The sequence below is a fragment of the Pyrobaculum ferrireducens genome (assembly GCF_000234805.1).
In the GTDB taxonomy this organism is placed as follows: Archaea; Thermoproteota; Thermoprotei; order Thermoproteales; family Thermoproteaceae; genus Pyrobaculum; species Pyrobaculum ferrireducens.
In genome coordinates this window covers 236,023-250,582 of the sequence record NC_016645.1, presented here as the reverse complement: position 1 = coordinate 250,582, position 14,560 = coordinate 236,023, and the positions used below count along the sequence as shown (strand labels likewise).

Genomic DNA, 14,560 nt, shown 5'->3' with positions numbered 1-14,560 from the left:
TAGTGCTGAGAGTTGTAGGTCGCAGGGCTGTGTTGATGCAGAGGGGTACAAAGCTTGCATCGTTTAGCGCAGAGGGTGTGAAGTGGTGGTATGAGCTCTTTGGCGGAACTCTTGAGTTGAGGGATGACTGGAGTAATCTCCCACAGGTAGCCAAGGCGTACGTCTTCGCAAAAATATACCCCTACGTGGAGGACAAGTATCGCCTTGTTAAAGTCTTAAGAGAGGAGATTGACGACTTTGAAGCTGTGTATTGGAAGCTTATGATAAGACGAAAGGGGTTAGTCGCTGTTTCGGCTTTTAAAAAGCTATACTCACTTAGGTAGGACTTGACTCAGCCGCTCTTAACGTTGTTCAAAGTTTTGGTATACTTGAGAGGATTGTTCCGAGCTTTGTCAGTATTTTATGGCGGTTTGGGAGGTGGCTGGGGAGTGGAGGTGATCGAGGATGGCGAGGAGAGGAAGGGGAGGGTTAAGTACCCGTGGATTGTTGAGGCCGGTGGCCCGCGGGATCCTGAGGATAGGCGACGCCTCACAGAAGCTTAGGGAATTCGGCGTGGGATCGCCTATGGCGTCGGTGGAGGTGGAGCGTCTAGAGCATCTAGAGGAGCTCATAGACCTCAGAGCCTCCACCGTGGACAGCTTCCAGGAGAGGGAGTTGTGATATACTCCATGGTGGCCGATAAGATACACGACGCCTTAACTACGCGCGGCTGAACGTAGCCATCAGCAGAGTTAAGAGGAAGATCTTGGTTGTATCGTCTTTAAAACACGGCCTCGAGATCCTCTCCTGGATCGATCTGCTTAGGAGGAGGGCTAGAAAAGCCGCCATCGACCGGAGTAGGCTAGAGTCGTCGTGGAGAGAGCCGCCGCGGCGTTGCAAGAGGCCTAGACGAGGGGCGTAGAGGCTTTGTCAGTTGCCGTGGGGGTATTGCCTAACTGCCGCTATCGTTGCCTCCACCAGGGCTTTTATCTGCTGGTCTTCTGTCGGCTTCCCGTCGACGTATATCCTCTCCCCGTCGTACTCAATCACTGTCTTGTCTTCTAGCACGATGAAGGCGCCTACCTCGAAGAGGTGCACCTCCGCGGTTTTGTCGCCTATTTTGACGCGGTAGGCGGAGGGGCCTATTCTCTCCACCACACCCCCTCAATATTTAATACTTAAAGATGTTTGGGGGTGTGTGGCTCTACTACATGGATGAGTTTGTAGAGGTGGACTGCGGCGGCCTTTCTCTACTGGAATGCGCCTTGGCTAAGGCCGGTGAGGCCGGGTGCCGCGCCTCCAGAGCCTGCCTCTGGGACGGCGTAGTTGAGATCTTCTGCGCCGGGGGAGGCGCCGCCAAGCTGTTGCCAACCCCCCACGCGCTTTACCAATACTACCAACACCAAACCGAGGCGCGCTGTCTAGAAGGACTAAACTAACAGCCGGCGTCACGCCGAGAGCTGAAGAGACAAACACGTAAAGCCGCCCCGGCGCCGAGAGGAGGATCCGTAGCTAGAAGACTGAGGGGTGGGGCCATGACTCCACCGCATACCTAACATACCTAGTCAACTCCAACTCTTCGGCCGGTGAAGGAGGTGTTTGATTTGACCTGGGGCCCTATGTACTGTTGGGATTTCCCGAGCTGTTTTAGCGGTCGGCGCGGCGCTGGAATAACCAAGCCGCCGCGTCAAGTTCTGCTACATGAAGGGGCTTTGGCTGGCCTCTGCCGACTTTCTGTTTTTCAATAAATCACGGTTGTCTATAGAATTTGTACATATGTACGCCGTATATATTTGTAGGTTTTGCAACAGGTTTTTAAAGCCCCCTGCATGGGTGGGCATGGGCTGGGCAAAAAGCAGGGGGGTGGGTAAAACCAGTGTTTTTCCCAAGGCGGGTGCCCCGCAAGGCGGGGCCGCGGCGGCTGGGTGTGTGCTGTGGGTGTGGCGTGGGGGTGGGGTATGAGGGTGCTGTCTGTTGCTGAGTTGAAGAGGTGCGTCGAGGGGTGTAGGTGGGTCTGCGGCGGCGTTATCGTCGCCGACGTGGGGGGCGCGGCTGAGCTGGCGCTTGTATTGAAGAAGGCGCTGGGGGGAGAGGCCTACGTAAATGGGAGGGACATCCACCTAATCTCAGAGAGGTGTTACATTGTGTTGACTGTGGAGGAGGGGGCCGGCGGCGTGGCCGTAAGAGACGCGCTGGGATGGGGCTCCGTGGAGAAGAGCTGAGAAACGCGGCGCCTCCACCGAGATGGCTTATTCAGACGCGGGTTGCGGTGCCCAGAGGAGTGGGGCAACCGCGGTGAAAAAAGCGGCTTTAGTTGGACCCGCGTTGCGGGGCGCGGCGGGTGGCCGTTCGCTAGGTAGAAGAGGCGTATCTAAAGGCCGTGTTGCCGGAGGCAGATTTGCAACAACAGGTTTTTCGCCGTTGATTTTTCCAAAACCTTTAGATATTTGTCAAACTGTACATAATATCAACTGATATTTTTAACGCTTTCAAGAAAAAGTTTATAAATTCCAGAGTTTCTTCAGGTCATGGCCGGGTTTATAAAGGCAGTGGCTAAAATAAACAGGGCGCGGGGTCTTCCCAAGCCTCAGCGCTACGGCCTCTACCTAGAGGCTTTTGTGGAGTGGCTCTCCTCTATTGCGCCTAGGGGGTCGGCGTTTAGGGTGGAGTATGAAATCTGTGGTGGTAGCGGTTCATGCATAGATACGATACACGGCGCGGTGAAGTGGGCCGTGGACAGGGGCTTGGTGGTGGGTGTGGTGAAGCTGGCCAGCGGCTGGCTGATACCAACCAGCCAACTCCCCTCTCTAAAAGCCGCCGTCTTGATGTACAAGGCGGTGGTGGAGGGAGAGGGGAAGCTGGGAGTCAAGAGGAGAGGGGAGAGGAGAGCTAAACCCCCCAGTACGTAAGGATATGTAATGCCGCAGGCGCCGAGAAGTGGCTGGGAGACGCCGGGCATGAGCGGCGGGTTGAAATTTACAAAAGGCATGGGAGACCCGCCGGGTGAGGAAAAGCGCCGGGCGGGGCTGGATGTGGGGGGTCTGGCTATACGCAAGCTCACACACGCCGAGCGCTACTGGTGTACGGAGACGGGAGTCAGCAACGTAGCTTTCTCAGCCTGGAAGAGCGCTCTGGGGCCCAGCCCCGCGTACGGCTCATAACCGGGTCGTCCCGACGAGCCCCCTACGGGGGGTTCGGAACAGGGTTCAAATCCCGGCGGCGGCACCAATGGTCTGTGTTTTAATGTATCTAGGCGTGTTTAGCCGGAGGTGTCGGTGGTTGGGGGGCGTGGCGGCCATGTGTCTTGGTTTTGTGGCTGTGGGGTTGGAGCTACCTTCTGTAGAGTCCTACTAGTTGTCCGGCGGCTATTATGTGTGGGGTGGCTTCTCTGATTACGTCTTGGTGTGGGGAGCCGGGGGGCGTTCTTAGCTTGGTGTCTAGGGCGTATATTGTGAATATGTATCTATGTGGGGGGCCTGGGGGTGGGCAGGGGCCGCCGTAGCCGACTTTTCCGAAGTCGTTCATGGCTTGGTGTCCGTATCTGGTGGTTGGGGTCTTCTCCAGGTTTGGGGGTAGTTCGGTGGTGTTTGGGTCTATGTTGTAGATTACCCAGTGTGTGAAGGGTCCGCGGGGGGCGTCTGGGTCTACCACTACTATCATCAGCGACTTGGCGCCTGGCGGCACGCCGCTCCACCTCAGCGGCGGGGAGGCGTCGGCGCCGTCGCATGTGTACTGTGGGGGTATCCGGGTGCCGTTGGCGAAGGCCGGCGACTCTATGTATATCTTGAGGGGCGGCTGTGTCGCCGGGCGTGGGGCGAGGTATATAGCCGCGGCTATCAACAGCGCCAGGGCGGCGCCGATCAGTACGACGCGTCTTTTCATTATGTGGTGGGGAGCTGAGGTTTTTATAGCTGTAGTAGGTAACGTGGGTCTCCTCTTGAATGTGGACTACGGGGATGCGCTTGTCAGGGCTAGGGCCTTCAGGGTTTTGAGGGCGGCTGGGGTTAAGTCGGTGGGCGTCGAGGAGGCGGCCGACGCGTACTACATTCACTACCGGACGCCTATCTTCGGCGGGAGGTCGGCCAGCGCTGTGTGGAGGAGGTTTGTGCTTGACTACGTCAAGTCGCCGTACTACGAGGCGGTGGCGCGGGTGTGTAGGCTGAGCCACAGGGCGTCTATGGAGGCGGCGGTTAGGCTTTTGAGGGCTTTCGAGGGGTATCTGCGCTACCTCGACGCCGGGGGGCGCGCGTGGTTCGGCAGGGGGAGGCGCGAGGCGTGGGTGGAGGCCATGCGGCACATCAGGAGGCACCTGGGCGACCCCGCGGACGTGGAGGAGCTCCACCGCGTGTTTAAGAAGCTCGGGGAGGTGCTGGGGAGGGGCAGGTCTGGGGACCCGGCGGCGCTCGCCCTGTCGGTAGCCTCGGATCCCCGGAGGCTGAGGCTCGCCGGGGTTCTGGCCAAGGCGCTTCGGCTGGCCCCTAGGCTCGGGGCGTTTCTTGAGGGCCGCGGCGCGTCTGGCTTCGAGGCGGAGAGGTCGCACGGCTCGTTGGAGAGGGTTAGGAGAGCCACGCTGTTCGCCAAGGCGCTGTCGGTGGGGGCCCCCCTCCTCTTTCTCCACAAGGCGGCGTCGGCCGAGTTGCCCGTCCTCCGCGCCAGGTGGGGCGGGGACAGGGGGGTCTATCTCCTGGTGGATAAGTCGGGATCTATGTACGGCGCCGTGAAAGGGGTGGAGAGGATAGCTGTGGCAACGGCATATGTCATAGCGGTGTTGAGGAGGTTTAGAAATGTTGTTGTCCGCTTCTTCGACGCGGATGTGTACGAGCCTGTGGGCGATGTGGAGAGGCTTGTCGATGTGCTCACCAAAGTGGTTGCCGGCGGCGGCACCGACATCACTAGAGCCGTGGAGGCCGCCGTTGGCGACGCCAGGGCGCGGGGGCTGAGGGGCTACACGCTCGTCGTTGTTACCGACGGGGAGGACGATAGGGTGAATCCTTTTGTGGTTAGGGAGGCCAGGGCCGTGTTTAGAGACGTGGTGTTTATCTTGGTGGGCGACGCGAAGCCGCCGCCGTATGTGCGGGCGGTTAGGCTACTTCTTGGCGAAGACGGGCTTGGGGTCGACGCGGTAGAAGGCCCTCCCCGCGCCGTGGAGGGGGATGTTGACCTTTTTAAAGTCGAATCCCCACTGGTCGGCCGCGCCCGGGGCGGCCCAGGTCTCTAAGACGTGGAAGATGTAGAGCGTCACCTCGCCCACCTCCACCTCTTTGTACACCTCCACCTCGTAGACCGCCAGGGCGCCGGCGACTCTCGGCACGTCTACCTTTGTGGAGGGCTCCAGCTTTACCCCGAACTGCGACGCCTTGTCCACATCTCTGCCGCTTACGGTGCCGAGTTTGTATATCAAGTCGGCGGCGTCTATGGGGAGTACGTTGAGGGTGGCGTATCTGTGGTGCTGGAGGCACTGGTGTGTATACGCCTCCCTCTCCACGGCCACGGCGATCGTGGGCGGCTCTTCTGAGACGGGGGTGTTCCAGGAGGCCGGCATGAGGTTTACGCGGCCGTTGGGGCATCTCGACGCGATGATAACGGTGGGCCTCGGGTGGAGGAGGCGGTAGAACTTCCCCTCGTACATGTCTGGAGCGTGGGCAAAGGTTTATAACACTACGCCCCCGGGAGTGCGTGGCAGAGTGGCTGGAGCTCCTCAAGGAAGCCCGGGAGATTAGGAGGAGGGAGGCCGACTGGGATTTTATAAATAGGCAACCGCCTAAGCTTAAATACGCCCTTATCTACTACGTCGAGACTGGCGATATATACGTGGCGTCGCGGATAGCCGGCATGAGGGTGGAGCAATTCGACGGGCTGAGGAGGAGGGCCAAGATACCTACTGTGTAATGGAGGCAATAGCCGATACCTCCTTTCTGATAGACTGGGCGCGTTACAGCAGGCGCAATCTTCTGTACACCCTCTTTACGGTGGTAAACATTCCTGAGTCTGTACTCGCCGAGATTTTCAGCGAGAACACGCTGGCGTGGATTACAGAGGGCCTCGCCTCGGGCAAAATGGCGCTTTTCACAGAAACAGAAGAGTTGGTTACGTACGCTAGGCGTGTCGTATCGCTGTCCCGCGCCCTCCCCATGAGAGGCGTGGACTTGCCGGAGGCCGTCTGCCTGGCGGCGGGGGTTAGGTTTGGATACACGGTGCTTACGGAAAATGGAGGGGCCGCGATGGCCCCCAGCTTTGTTCAAGAGCTTAGCGGCGTTAGGGTGATGCGCGCCGTAGACGTGCTCCACGCCCTCGCGCAACGCGGCGTAATTAGCCTAAGGGAAGAGATAGAGAGGTACCAGGCGGAGACGGGCCACCGCTTCGCCAAAAGAGATTTAAGAAGGCTGGGCGTTGAGTAGCGTGGAGAGGGAGTTCTGGCTGGCGTTTATAGAGGAGGCCAGGCAGATTAGGAGGAGGGAGGCCAACTGGGACTTCATAAACAAACTGCCGCCGAGGCTGAGGCACGCCCTTGTCTACTACGTGGAGACTGGGGACTTCAGAACCGCGGCGAGGCTGGCCGGGCTCGGGGTTGAGGAGTTTTTAGAAAAGGCGAGGGAGGCGGGGATACCCCTGGTCTAGCTACTTCTCTACTACCAGCACGTAGGGCCCGCCCTCCTCGGCTTCTAGAATTTTCACGTCGTTGAGGGCCATGAGCCTCCTGAGCATCATGTAGCACATGTAGTCGTCAGTCACTATCCTGTACCTGGCACCCGCCGGGGCGTTGGCCAGCGCAGACGCCACGGTTTTGAGGGGGTCGGGGCACTGCTGTCCGCTTACATCAATCACCTCCACGCCCGCCTCTACGTTCTGTTTATTAAAGTTAACCAGCTAGGCCCCCCTTAACGTTTTTAACTGTAATTCGACAAGTTGACCATGGAAGACGAGAAGCCTATATTTGAGACAAATCTCCCGCCGGATAAGGCTAAGAAGGTGGTGGAGGTGCTTAGAGAGGTTTTCGACCCGGAGATCCCGATAAACGTCTACGACCTGGGGCTGATTAGGAAGGTGGTGCTGGAGAACGGCGTCTTGAAGGTTGTCATGACCCTGACCGCTGTGGGTTGCCCCGTCGCCGGTAGCGTGGCGCAGGAGGTGGGCTACGCGATTCAGTCGGCGGTGCCCGAGGCCCAGGACGTGGAGGTGGAGGTTGATTTCGAAAGGCCCTGGGACCCGACGCAGATGACGCCGCGCGGCAGGGAGATGTTCAAGGCGATCTACGGCTACGACATCGTCGAGCAGTACCTAGCCGCGCAACAGGCCTAGAGAGACAGGACCCCGGCGAGGGAAATCGAGGCGGCTACCCACAGTATATACCGCCCCCACTCCACCTTCCTCCTCTTTCCTAGCTTCTGCGCCAGCGGGTGCCACCTAGCCGCCTCTTCCATGAAGAGGAGCGCCACGTGGTAGACCGCGGCGTGGAGAAGCGCCTGTGCGGCCCCGAGGGCGGCGGCCGCCGCGGCTGTCGCCGCGCCGTATACAGTGGCGGCGTATAGAAGCGCGGGGTAGGACAAGGCGGCGACTATGGCGAAGTCCGCCGCGGCTTGGGCGAACCTCTGCTCGTAGGGTAGCGACGAGGTTTCGTTTATCGCCTGGGCCACCGCCTCCGGCCTTATTGGCGGGTGCCCCGCGGCGGTTAGCAGAAGCGCAATGAGGAAGGCGGACCAGTACACCACATATGTGAGGTAGAGCCACCTCACAGCTTTAATATGTCTCTACTTTAAAACCTATGCTCGCCATAGAGGGCGGCAAGCCGGTGAGGGAGACGCCAATCGTGGCCAGGCCCGTGGTGTACAGCGACGAGGTCCTCCAGGCTATTGCCGAGGTGCTGAAGTCCGGGGTCTTGACGGCGCAGCACGGCAGGTGGGTAAAGGCCTTCGAGTCGGAGCTGGCCTCCTACCTGGGCGTGAGGCACGTCCTCGCCGTTTCAAACGGCACGACGGCTCTCCACACCGCGCTGAAAGCCGTGGGGGTGGGGCCGGGGGACGAGGTGATAACGACGCCTTTCACCTTCGCCGCGTCGGCGACCGCCGTCCTCCACGCAAACGCCGTGCCCATATTTGCAGACATCGACAGAGAGACGCTGAACCTAGACCCGGCCTCCGTCGAGGAGAGGATTACGGACAAGACCAAGGCCGTGGTGGTGGTGCACCTAGCCGGCATGCCCGCCGAGATGGACCAGTTCATGAAGCTTGCCGAGAGGCACGGGGTCAAGATCGTGGAGGACGTGGCCCAGGCCCTCGGCGCGGAGTACAGGGGGAGGAGGGCCGGCTCCATAGGCCACATCTCCACCTTCAGCCTATACGCCACGAAGCACATAACCTCGGGCGAGGGGGGCGCCGTCGCCACGGACACGGCGGCCTACGCCGAGAGGGCCCGCCTCATAAGGGCACACGGCGAGGTGGGGAAGTACAGCTACGAGATGCTGGGCTACAACTACCGCATGACGGAGATACAGGGCGTGCTGGCGTATTACCAGCTTAAGCAACTGCCGGAGATGCAGAGGCGGAGGGAGGCCTACGTCAAGACTCTGCTTGAGGAGCTGGCGCCGCTGGAGGGCGACCTAGTCACAATACCCAAGCCGAGGCCCTACATGAAGCACTCCTGGCACCTCGTCCAGATCCTCGTCGCCGTGGAGAAGCTGAGGAGGCCCAGGGACTACATCGTCGAGGCGCTGAGGGCGGAGGGCGTGGGGAACGTCTTCGTGGCCTACCCAACCCCCCTCTACAGAACCCCCCTCTTCCAGAGACAGGAGGGCCACGGCCTCGGCTGCCCCTGGACGTGTCCATACTACAGGCGCAGGGTGGAGTACAAGCCCCTCCCCAACGCCGAGTGGGCCGCGGAGCGGGTAGTCACCCTGCTAGTCATGCCAAACCTCACGGAGCAAGACGCCGTGGACACGGCCGCGGCAGTGAAAAAGGTGCTAAACGCCCTGCGGCGTTAAGAAGTCTAGTTGTAGCCTCCGCAACGTCTCGGGCAGAGGCCTCCCCTCGCCGTCCCACCCCCTCAGCCCGTAGTAGATCTTGAGCGCGTTTTCCAGCTCCTCGCGGGTCAGCACGTACTCCTTGTCCTCGAACCGCACCGGTTTGAAAAACCTCTCGGGGAGGGAGTCGGGGCCCGCCCCCATTTGGAGATTTAGGAGGCGCGTCATGTTCACTATCCTAACCGCCGCCTCACGCGCCGAGGCCCCCGTCCACGACTCCCCGGTGACGTAGGTAAGGAGCTCGGCTATTGTGTCAAAGCCCCTGCCGCCTGGATACATGTCGTACACCCCCCTGCCGAATTTACACAACACAAGCGAGTCGAACAGCGCAGAGACCTCCTCCATATACGCCACGGCCCTCACCTTCTCCTCGCCGAGGCTCTGAGGCCCGCCGGCGTAGCCTCCGATGTCCAGTGCATAAGCCATAGTGGCCAGGTGGTCGGCGCCCCGGTACCCAACGGCGTAGTTAAGCGCCATCCCCTTCAAAACCCTCGGGTCGTAGCCAGCCGGCTCGAGCCCCCGCACATGCACAGCGACGTGCTCAAGCCCCAGCCTCCTCGCCGCCTCCCTAACCCCCTCGGCGAGCAGATCCCCCACCCCCCTCCGGTAGGCAATGTCCTCCACAAGCCTCGCCAAGCCCCCCGCAACCCCCAGTCAACCACCATATTCAGCCTACCCAGCTTCGCCGCCTCGATGGCGAACGCGACCACGCCCCCCAGCGAGATGGTGTCCATCCCCAGCCTATCAGCCAAGTCATTTAGCTTAATAAGCTCGTCGGGGTCGGCGCAACCCGTGAGGCCCCCCAGCGCGAATATGGTCTCGTACTCAATATCCACATCCATCCCGTATTTCCTCGACCTCACGAGGCGGTGGCAAGCCGCTGGGCAGTGCATACACGCCGCAGGCTTCACGAAGTATCCCTTCTTAAAGGCAGGCCACGCGACGGACTCCCAGCCGTCTAGAGACACCCTTTGCCAGTTGTAAGCCGGGAAGAACCCCATCTGATTGGCAATCTCCACGAGGCGCACCGTGCCTCCCTCGAAGAGCGCCTTTACGCTCTTCTCCCCCACGAAGTAGGGCGTAAACCTCCTGAGAAAGTCGCTGAGCTTCTCCGGCATAGCCACGTCCACCTGCCTCTTCTCCGGCACGAAGATCACCGCCTTCAGCTTCTTAGCCCCCATCACCGCGCCCCCGCCAGTCCTCCCAAACTGCCTCCACATATCGTGATTAATAGAGGCGAACCTCACAAGGTTCTCCCCCGCCGGGCCTATGGCGAGGACGGCGGCGTTGCGCCCGTGCTCCCTAAGCAACACCTCCTCAGTCTCAATAGCATCCATCCCCCAGAGGTGCGACGCGTCTCTAAACTCGACGCGGCCCTCCTGCACAACGAGATAAGTCGGCCTCACGGCCCTGCCCAGCACCACCAGCACATCAACCCCCGCGAAGCGCATAACCGGGCCCAGCTTACCACCCAGATTAGAAGCCCCGAGAATCCCCGTCAGCGGCGACCGGAAAACCGCGGCGGCCCTCCCCGACATAGGGACGCCGGTCCCAGTAAGAGGCCCCGCCGCGAAGATGAGCGGATTATCCCCAGACAGGGGATCGGCCAGGTGGCCCCCAAACCTCCAGAAGTAGTAAGTAGCCACCCCCCGGCCGCCCCCAAACAGCCTAGCCGCCCTACCGACGTCTTCGAGAGGATTCGCCGCTCTTTTCGATAGGTCAACTGCCAACCCTCTAACTGACTGCACTACCAGTAAACTTCTGTAAAATATAAATATAATTACAGATGGCCTCTATAGAGGGAGCCTCCATCTGTATATACTCCTCACGTTTTCTACGCATATCTTGTACATATCGTCCGCCGAGAGGACCCCCTTCGATACATACTGCCTAAGCTTCGAGGCCAGGGTCCACGGCGGAATCACAGCCCCCGGCCTAGACCTGTCGTCTATGTAGTCGCTCTCCACCACAAACACGGGGCCAGCCTTAAGCGCCTCTTCGAACTCCCCCCTGCGGCCCATGGGCACGGACGGCGAGAGGCCCCTGGCGTGGGCGTACCCCGCCAAGGCCCCCTCTATGTGGTGCATAACCACCCGCCTGGGATCGACCCCTGCCTCCGCCGCGAGGCGCGCCACCGAGTCCACAGTGGCCTGGCCCTCCCGCTCCAGGTGGAGGTGGACAGCCGCGTCGACGTCCCTAGCCCTCTGCAACACATAGAGGACAACCCTGTCGCAGAGCTCCCTCACCTCCCGCGGCACGGGCCAGTGAGGCCTCCCAAACTCCCCCAGCCCCACCGCCCTCCCCTCCTCCACGTACCTAGCCGCGAGGTCGGCGGCCCACCGCATAAACTCCTCCACCTCCCCCGGCGCCCACCCAGCCTCCAGAAGCTTCACACACTCGGCGGGGTGCACCCCAACCACGGCCCCCGACACCAGCCCAGCCCCCCGAGCCACCTCCACGTTCCTCACAGTGTGGTCGTACAGCTTCACAACCCAGTACCTGTCCCCCGGCCTCCCACCGATAGACCACGTGAGAAGCGAGACAAATATTATGCCGCTCCCCCCAGCCGCCCTAAACCTCCTCACCACCTCAACAGCACCAATACCCAAATACTCATTACCATGAGCATGGTTGTCAAAAACCCCAAACTCCATGTAGAGAGAGGAAACTTCAACCTTATTCTATTTTTTGGATTGCCAAACAAAAAATATTACACGCCTACTTGTATGCACCCACCGGAGAGGTGCAGAACACAGTACATGAAGGTGGTTAAAACATTTGAAACAGTCAGGGTGGTAATGAAATTCGGAATATTTGGAGTATCTGTGGTATTAGCGCTCACGGGCGTGCTACCCACCAACGGCGTAGACGTCGGCTTTGGCATATTCTAAACTTCAATAATATCCTCACAGTATTTTTTAAGACGATCTGTCTCTTCTTTTGATCCCACATCTACAAGCAGTAGGAAGTCCACAAAGTTCAGTGCTATACCTAGGGTGAGAAGATACTCTTTGCGGTCTTCTTCTGACATGTTGAGGAGACCTCCCACTACTAGGTAGCTTGCTTTTGGGCCGTTAGTGGCTAGGTCATAAATTAATTTGTAAATATCGTGAAATATCCTTACAATCTGTATCTGATCTTCCTTTATTTCTAGTCCGTGGAATGATGTCCAATAGCTTACCTTTAAAAATATCGACCTATCTTTTATTTTAGAAAGAAGATCCACAATATTCTTTACTTTCTCTGAGTGTATGCATATTATGCTTCGGCGTGGCGCCGTGATGCCTAGCTTCTCGTCTTCGATCACTTCGCCTTTTCCTCTTGCGGGGGTGGGGTATATGTACATTATGCCTGCTCCCTCAATTATTTCGAACATGTAGCGGGGGCTTGGTGGTCGTGTTCTTGATTTTTCTAGCTGTATGTATCTGACTATGTGGCCTAGGCTGTTTATCCTGTACCACACGTGTATTACGTGGTCTGCCACGTATGCCACTCGGGGTGTCTCCTCTTCTGCGACTAGGATGACTGGCTTCTCCTTCGCTACTTGATATAGGACTGAGTGGGTGACGACGTCTATGTTCTGCCGGCCGGCGACGCCCTCCACTGAGTCTATTACCAAGGCGCTGTAGCTGGGTACGTGGTCTAGGATGTAGCGGGCTATGTCTTTTTGGAAGGCGCGGGGGAAGTCTAGGAAGTTGAATTTGGAGGGGTCTACCGCCAGCCTCTTGGCGGTTTCTGTTAGGAGGTCGGGGCCCTCCGCGGTTGATATCCAGAGCACTTTGCCGTCTATTTTGCTGGCTAGGCGCATGGCGATTGAGGTCTTTCCCGAACCTGGCGGCCCATATATCAGAGTCATGCCGCGCGTGCCGACTTCTGCTATTTCAAACACGGCGTTTTATATCCGCCGATTTATATACTCTTTGGTATAGATCGCGGGGTGTAACGTAAGGGTCAGCCCTCTCGAGCTGTCTTCACTTGTCGGCAGCGCCTGGCTACATCACTGTATGTATCTGTGGCGTGGTTTAAATGCTTCTTCTGGTGGGGTCCGCCGTGTATATAGTAAGGTATTTAAGGTGGTGGTAGTTGAAGCCCGTGGACGCGTATCAACTGTTTCGGGAGTTCTACATGTCGCTGGGGGTGCCGCTGAGGGCGGTGGTGGAGTTTAAGGTCAGGCGGAGAGGTGGAAACCCTGGGGAGGTTTTTGAAAAGCCGTGGCTTTTTCTGCGGTATGTGGAGGCGGCTATGGGGCGGCACAACGCCGAGCTTATCTCAATGCTTTTTGTAGAGTTTGTGAGGAGGTATAGGGTTGACGCGGGTGCGGCGGCTGAGGCGCTTTGGAGTGAGGAGGGGTGGCGGCGTTTTGTCCAGAGGCTCGGCGGGGTATGAAGGATTTCTTCCAGGGGTTTACCCTTGTCTACGGCCCGCCTGGCTCTGGGAAGACCTCTCTGGCTCTCTACGCCGCGGCTCAGATGGGTGGGCGGGTTTTGTACGTGGGTTTCTACGAGACGGGGGATAAGGTGCGGGGGAAGATAGAGGGGCTCGGCCTCGACTCCTCTAGGTTCGTGGTGCTGGACTACGTCTCGATTTCAGACGCCGACCTTCTGCTGAACGGCGTGGTGGAGCAGTACGTCAAGGTTTCTCCCGACGTGGTGATTCTCGACGGCATCAACGCGCTTCCGCAGAGCAGGGAGGCGGCGTCTTCCATGTACCGCCTCTTCAGCGGCCCGGTTATAGCCATCGGGGAGGAGGGCGTCGGGGGTTCCCACTTCGCCTACATGGCCGACGCCCTGCTGGAGGTGGCTCAGTTCTTCCACCGGGGGGCCCGCTACAGGCGGATTAGGGTTGTCAAGACTAGGCTGGGGCCGGCGCCGGGGGCGGAGTTCTACTTCACGATTTCTAGGAGGGGTGTGCGTATAATTAGGAGGTGGTCTCAGAGCGAGCTTGGGGATAGGTCTGTGGCTGTGGCGTCTGGGAGGAGGGTGGTGTTTGCGGAGGATGTGGCGAAGTCTCTTGCCGAGCTCATGCCTAGGGTTAGGCGGCCGGGGTTGTTGAATAATAGTAGGGTTGCCACGTTTATCTGTGAGCACCCCAAGTGTCTCAGGATCAGCGCGGGGTACCTCTGCGACTATATGGATAACGTGAGGGTGGGCGTCTTGTCCACGTCGCGTTTCATCGGCCTTGTGGCGAGGCAAATGGGTTGCGATGTGGAGGAGGTGGTGGTGCCCGCGTCGGCGCTGGCGGAGGACTACGTCTTGGAGGAGGCGGTGGAGAAGTTGGCAGGGGCGCCGGTGGTTTCGCTGTACGGCTTGGAGGAGGTGCTGGCGATGTACGGCCCCGAGAGGGTGGCCTACGTCCTCGATTTTATCCAAAGCGCTTTGCCGGGGGTGGCTGTGCTGGCCACCTTTAGGGGCGTGGAGCCGACTCCGGAGTTGCTCAACTTGTTCAACACTGTGTGGAGGTACCTCCCCGACCGCGCCGTCGTGGTGAAGTCGGCGCTTGGGTGGCCCATCCACGAGCTTAAGGTGGTGGAGGAGGGGGGGAGGATCGTGTTTAGGGCGTAGCCGG

The 14,560-nt window shown here is 59.3% G+C and carries 23 protein-coding genes and 2 pseudogenes; 17 read left to right on the top strand and 8 right to left on the bottom strand.

The genetic code is table 11. From position 1 onward, the window contains the following. Positions 1-2: 2 nt before the first annotated feature. The 3 genes from P186_RS01360 (at position 3) to P186_RS13725 (ending at position 901) form a co-directional block, all read left to right on the top strand. Entirely contained in the window at positions 3-323 is a 321-nt protein-coding gene (locus tag P186_RS01360) for a hypothetical protein (protein WP_148682588.1), read from the top strand. Positions 324-495: 172 nt separating this feature from the next. Next, on the top strand, positions 496-660 hold the full coding sequence (locus tag P186_RS13730; RefSeq protein ID WP_014287584.1) for a hypothetical protein: 165 nt from the start codon (positions 496-498) through the stop codon (positions 658-660). Positions 661-745: 85 nt separating this feature from the next. Next, entirely contained in the window at positions 746-901 is a 156-nt protein-coding gene (locus tag P186_RS13725) for a hypothetical protein (RefSeq protein WP_014287583.1), read from the top strand. Between the two features lie 8 nt (positions 902-909). On the opposite strand, the gene P186_RS01355 is transcribed toward P186_RS13725, so the two are convergent. Then, positions 910-1,137: a hypothetical protein gene (locus tag P186_RS01355; RefSeq protein WP_014287582.1), complete on the bottom strand. Its 228-nt coding sequence runs from the start codon at positions 1,135-1,137 to the stop codon at positions 910-912. 38 nt (positions 1,138-1,175) lie between these two features. Between P186_RS01355 and P186_RS01350 the strand changes: the two genes are divergently transcribed. From P186_RS01350 to P186_RS01330, 5 genes are all read left to right on the top strand, one after another. Further along, entirely contained in the window at positions 1,176-1,418 is a 243-nt protein-coding gene (locus P186_RS01350; protein ID WP_237179436.1) for a hypothetical protein, read from the top strand. Between the two features lie 400 nt (positions 1,419-1,818). After that, entirely contained in the window at positions 1,819-1,941 is a 123-nt protein-coding gene (locus P186_RS14520; RefSeq protein WP_014287579.1) for a hypothetical protein, read from the top strand. Beyond that, on the top strand, positions 1,938-2,201 hold the full coding sequence (locus tag P186_RS01340; RefSeq protein WP_014287578.1) for a hypothetical protein: 264 nt from the start codon (positions 1,938-1,940) through the stop codon (positions 2,199-2,201). The genes P186_RS14520 and P186_RS01340 overlap by 4 nt, the downstream gene beginning before the upstream one ends. Positions 2,202-2,507: 306 nt before the next feature. Further along, a complete protein-coding gene (locus P186_RS01335) occupies positions 2,508-2,888 on the top strand; it encodes a hypothetical protein (protein WP_014287576.1) in 381 nt (126 codons plus the stop codon). Between the two features lie 9 nt (positions 2,889-2,897). Continuing rightward, positions 2,898-3,140 (top strand): hypothetical protein, encoded by a 243-nt coding sequence (locus P186_RS01330; RefSeq protein WP_014287575.1) that lies wholly within the window; start codon positions 2,898-2,900, stop codon positions 3,138-3,140. Positions 3,141-3,309: 169 nt separating this feature from the next. Here P186_RS01330 and P186_RS01325 read toward each other — a convergent pair whose 3' ends face one another. Beyond that, positions 3,310-3,861: a YbhB/YbcL family Raf kinase inhibitor-like protein gene (locus P186_RS01325; protein ID WP_014287573.1), complete on the bottom strand. Its 552-nt coding sequence runs from the start codon at positions 3,859-3,861 to the stop codon at positions 3,310-3,312. On the opposite strand from P186_RS01325, the pseudogene P186_RS14615 reads away from it, so the two are divergent. Beyond that, a pseudogene (locus P186_RS14615) lies at positions 3,755-4,948 on the top strand (hypothetical protein); the annotation flags it as partial. The gene P186_RS01325 and the pseudogene P186_RS14615 sit on opposite strands and share 107 nt — an antisense overlap. Positions 4,949-5,065: 117 nt before the next feature. Here the strand turns inward: P186_RS14615 and P186_RS01315 are convergent. Further along, positions 5,066-5,608: a flavin reductase family protein gene (locus P186_RS01315; RefSeq protein WP_148682586.1), complete on the bottom strand. Its 543-nt coding sequence runs from the start codon at positions 5,606-5,608 to the stop codon at positions 5,066-5,068. A gap of 47 nt (positions 5,609-5,655) precedes the next feature. Between P186_RS01315 and P186_RS01310 the strand changes: the two genes are divergently transcribed. Genes P186_RS01310 through P186_RS01300 form a run of 3 tightly spaced genes read left to right on the top strand, consistent with a single transcriptional unit; the run spans position 5,656 to position 6,597 of the window. Next, positions 5,656-5,868: a hypothetical protein gene (locus P186_RS01310; protein ID WP_014287571.1), complete on the top strand. Its 213-nt coding sequence runs from the start codon at positions 5,656-5,658 to the stop codon at positions 5,866-5,868. Continuing rightward, complete coding sequence (locus P186_RS01305; protein ID WP_014287570.1) at positions 5,868-6,377, top strand: hypothetical protein; 510 nt, start codon at positions 5,868-5,870, stop codon at positions 6,375-6,377. Before P186_RS01310 ends, P186_RS01305 begins: the two co-directional genes overlap by 1 nt. 1 nt (position 6,378) lies before the next feature. Continuing rightward, complete coding sequence (locus P186_RS01300) at positions 6,379-6,597, top strand: hypothetical protein (protein ID WP_014287569.1); 219 nt, start codon at positions 6,379-6,381, stop codon at positions 6,595-6,597. Here P186_RS01300 and P186_RS01295 read toward each other — a convergent pair whose 3' ends face one another. Next, complete coding sequence (locus tag P186_RS01295) at positions 6,598-6,810, bottom strand: sulfurtransferase TusA family protein (RefSeq protein WP_014287568.1); 213 nt, start codon at positions 6,808-6,810, stop codon at positions 6,598-6,600. Positions 6,811-6,891: 81 nt separating this feature from the next. On the opposite strand from P186_RS01295, the gene P186_RS01290 reads away from it, so the two are divergent. Next, positions 6,892-7,278, top strand: a complete 387-nt coding sequence (locus tag P186_RS01290; protein WP_014287567.1) for a metal-sulfur cluster assembly factor — start codon at positions 6,892-6,894, stop codon at positions 7,276-7,278. On the opposite strand, the gene P186_RS01285 is transcribed toward P186_RS01290, so the two are convergent. Beyond that, a complete protein-coding gene (locus tag P186_RS01285; RefSeq protein WP_014287566.1) occupies positions 7,275-7,712 on the bottom strand; it encodes a hypothetical protein in 438 nt (145 codons plus the stop codon). The two genes, P186_RS01290 and P186_RS01285, sit on opposite strands and share 4 nt — an antisense overlap. Before the next feature lie 29 nt (positions 7,713-7,741). Here P186_RS01285 and P186_RS01280 point away from each other — a divergent pair, with 29 nt between their 5' ends. After that, on the top strand, positions 7,742-8,956 hold the full coding sequence (locus tag P186_RS01280; RefSeq protein WP_014287565.1) for a DegT/DnrJ/EryC1/StrS family aminotransferase: 1,215 nt from the start codon (positions 7,742-7,744) through the stop codon (positions 8,954-8,956). On the opposite strand, the pseudogene P186_RS01275 reads toward P186_RS01280, so the two are convergent. Next, positions 8,936-10,743 (bottom strand): annotated as a pseudogene (locus P186_RS01275) (aldehyde ferredoxin oxidoreductase family protein). The gene P186_RS01280 and the pseudogene P186_RS01275 overlap by 21 nt on opposite strands. Before the next feature lie 45 nt (positions 10,744-10,788). Continuing rightward, entirely contained in the window at positions 10,789-11,649 is an 861-nt protein-coding gene (locus tag P186_RS01270) for a TatD family hydrolase (protein ID WP_014287564.1), read from the bottom strand. Positions 11,650-11,754: 105 nt separating this feature from the next. On the opposite strand from P186_RS01270, the gene P186_RS14510 reads away from it, so the two are divergent. Then, positions 11,755-11,886, top strand: coding sequence for a hypothetical protein (locus P186_RS14510; protein ID WP_257719875.1), 132 nt, complete (start codon positions 11,755-11,757; stop codon positions 11,884-11,886). On the opposite strand, the gene P186_RS01265 is transcribed toward P186_RS14510, so the two are convergent. Beyond that, complete coding sequence (locus tag P186_RS01265) at positions 11,883-12,884, bottom strand: RAD55 family ATPase (protein ID WP_014287562.1); 1,002 nt, start codon at positions 12,882-12,884, stop codon at positions 11,883-11,885. The genes P186_RS14510 and P186_RS01265 overlap by 4 nt on opposite strands. Positions 12,885-13,087: 203 nt before the next feature. On the opposite strand from P186_RS01265, the gene P186_RS01260 reads away from it, so the two are divergent. Both P186_RS01260 and P186_RS01255 read left to right on the top strand, forming a co-directional pair. Continuing rightward, positions 13,088-13,381, top strand: coding sequence for a hypothetical protein (locus P186_RS01260; RefSeq protein WP_014287561.1), 294 nt, complete (start codon positions 13,088-13,090; stop codon positions 13,379-13,381). Beyond that, positions 13,378-14,556 (top strand): RAD55 family ATPase, encoded by a 1,179-nt coding sequence (locus P186_RS01255; RefSeq protein WP_014287560.1) that lies wholly within the window; start codon positions 13,378-13,380, stop codon positions 14,554-14,556. The genes P186_RS01260 and P186_RS01255 overlap by 4 nt, the downstream gene beginning before the upstream one ends. Positions 14,557-14,560: the final 4 nt, after the last annotated feature.

Bases quoted from the DNA above. Each gene is read 5' to 3' on its own strand.
- P186_RS01330 (WP_014287575.1), top strand. From the start codon at position 2,898: ATGCCGCAGGCGCCGAGAAGTGGCTGGGAGACGCCGGGCATGAGCGGC.
- P186_RS01340 (WP_014287578.1), top strand. From the start codon at position 1,938: ATGAGGGTGCTGTCTGTTGCTGAGTTGAAGAGGTGCGTCGAGGGGTGT.
- P186_RS01280 (WP_014287565.1), top strand. From the start codon at position 7,742: ATGCTCGCCATAGAGGGCGGCAAGCCGGTGAGGGAGACGCCAATCGTG.
- P186_RS14510 (WP_257719875.1), top strand. From the start codon at position 11,755: ATGAAGGTGGTTAAAACATTTGAAACAGTCAGGGTGGTAATGAAATTC.
- P186_RS01255 (WP_014287560.1), top strand. From the start codon at position 13,378: ATGAAGGATTTCTTCCAGGGGTTTACCCTTGTCTACGGCCCGCCTGGC.
- P186_RS01290 (WP_014287567.1), top strand. From the start codon at position 6,892: ATGGAAGACGAGAAGCCTATATTTGAGACAAATCTCCCGCCGGATAAG.
- P186_RS01335 (WP_014287576.1), top strand. From the start codon at position 2,508: ATGGCCGGGTTTATAAAGGCAGTGGCTAAAATAAACAGGGCGCGGGGT.
- P186_RS01305 (WP_014287570.1), top strand. From the start codon at position 5,868: ATGGAGGCAATAGCCGATACCTCCTTTCTGATAGACTGGGCGCGTTAC.
- P186_RS01325 (WP_014287573.1), bottom strand. From the start codon at position 3,861: ATGAAAAGACGCGTCGTACTGATCGGCGCCGCCCTGGCGCTGTTGATA.
- P186_RS01315 (WP_148682586.1), bottom strand. From the start codon at position 5,608: ATGTACGAGGGGAAGTTCTACCGCCTCCTCCACCCGAGGCCCACCGTT.
- P186_RS01270 (WP_014287564.1), bottom strand. From the start codon at position 11,649: ATGGAGTTTGGGGTTTTTGACAACCATGCTCATGGTAATGAGTATTTG.
- P186_RS14520 (WP_014287579.1), top strand. From the start codon at position 1,819: ATGGGCTGGGCAAAAAGCAGGGGGGTGGGTAAAACCAGTGTTTTTCCC.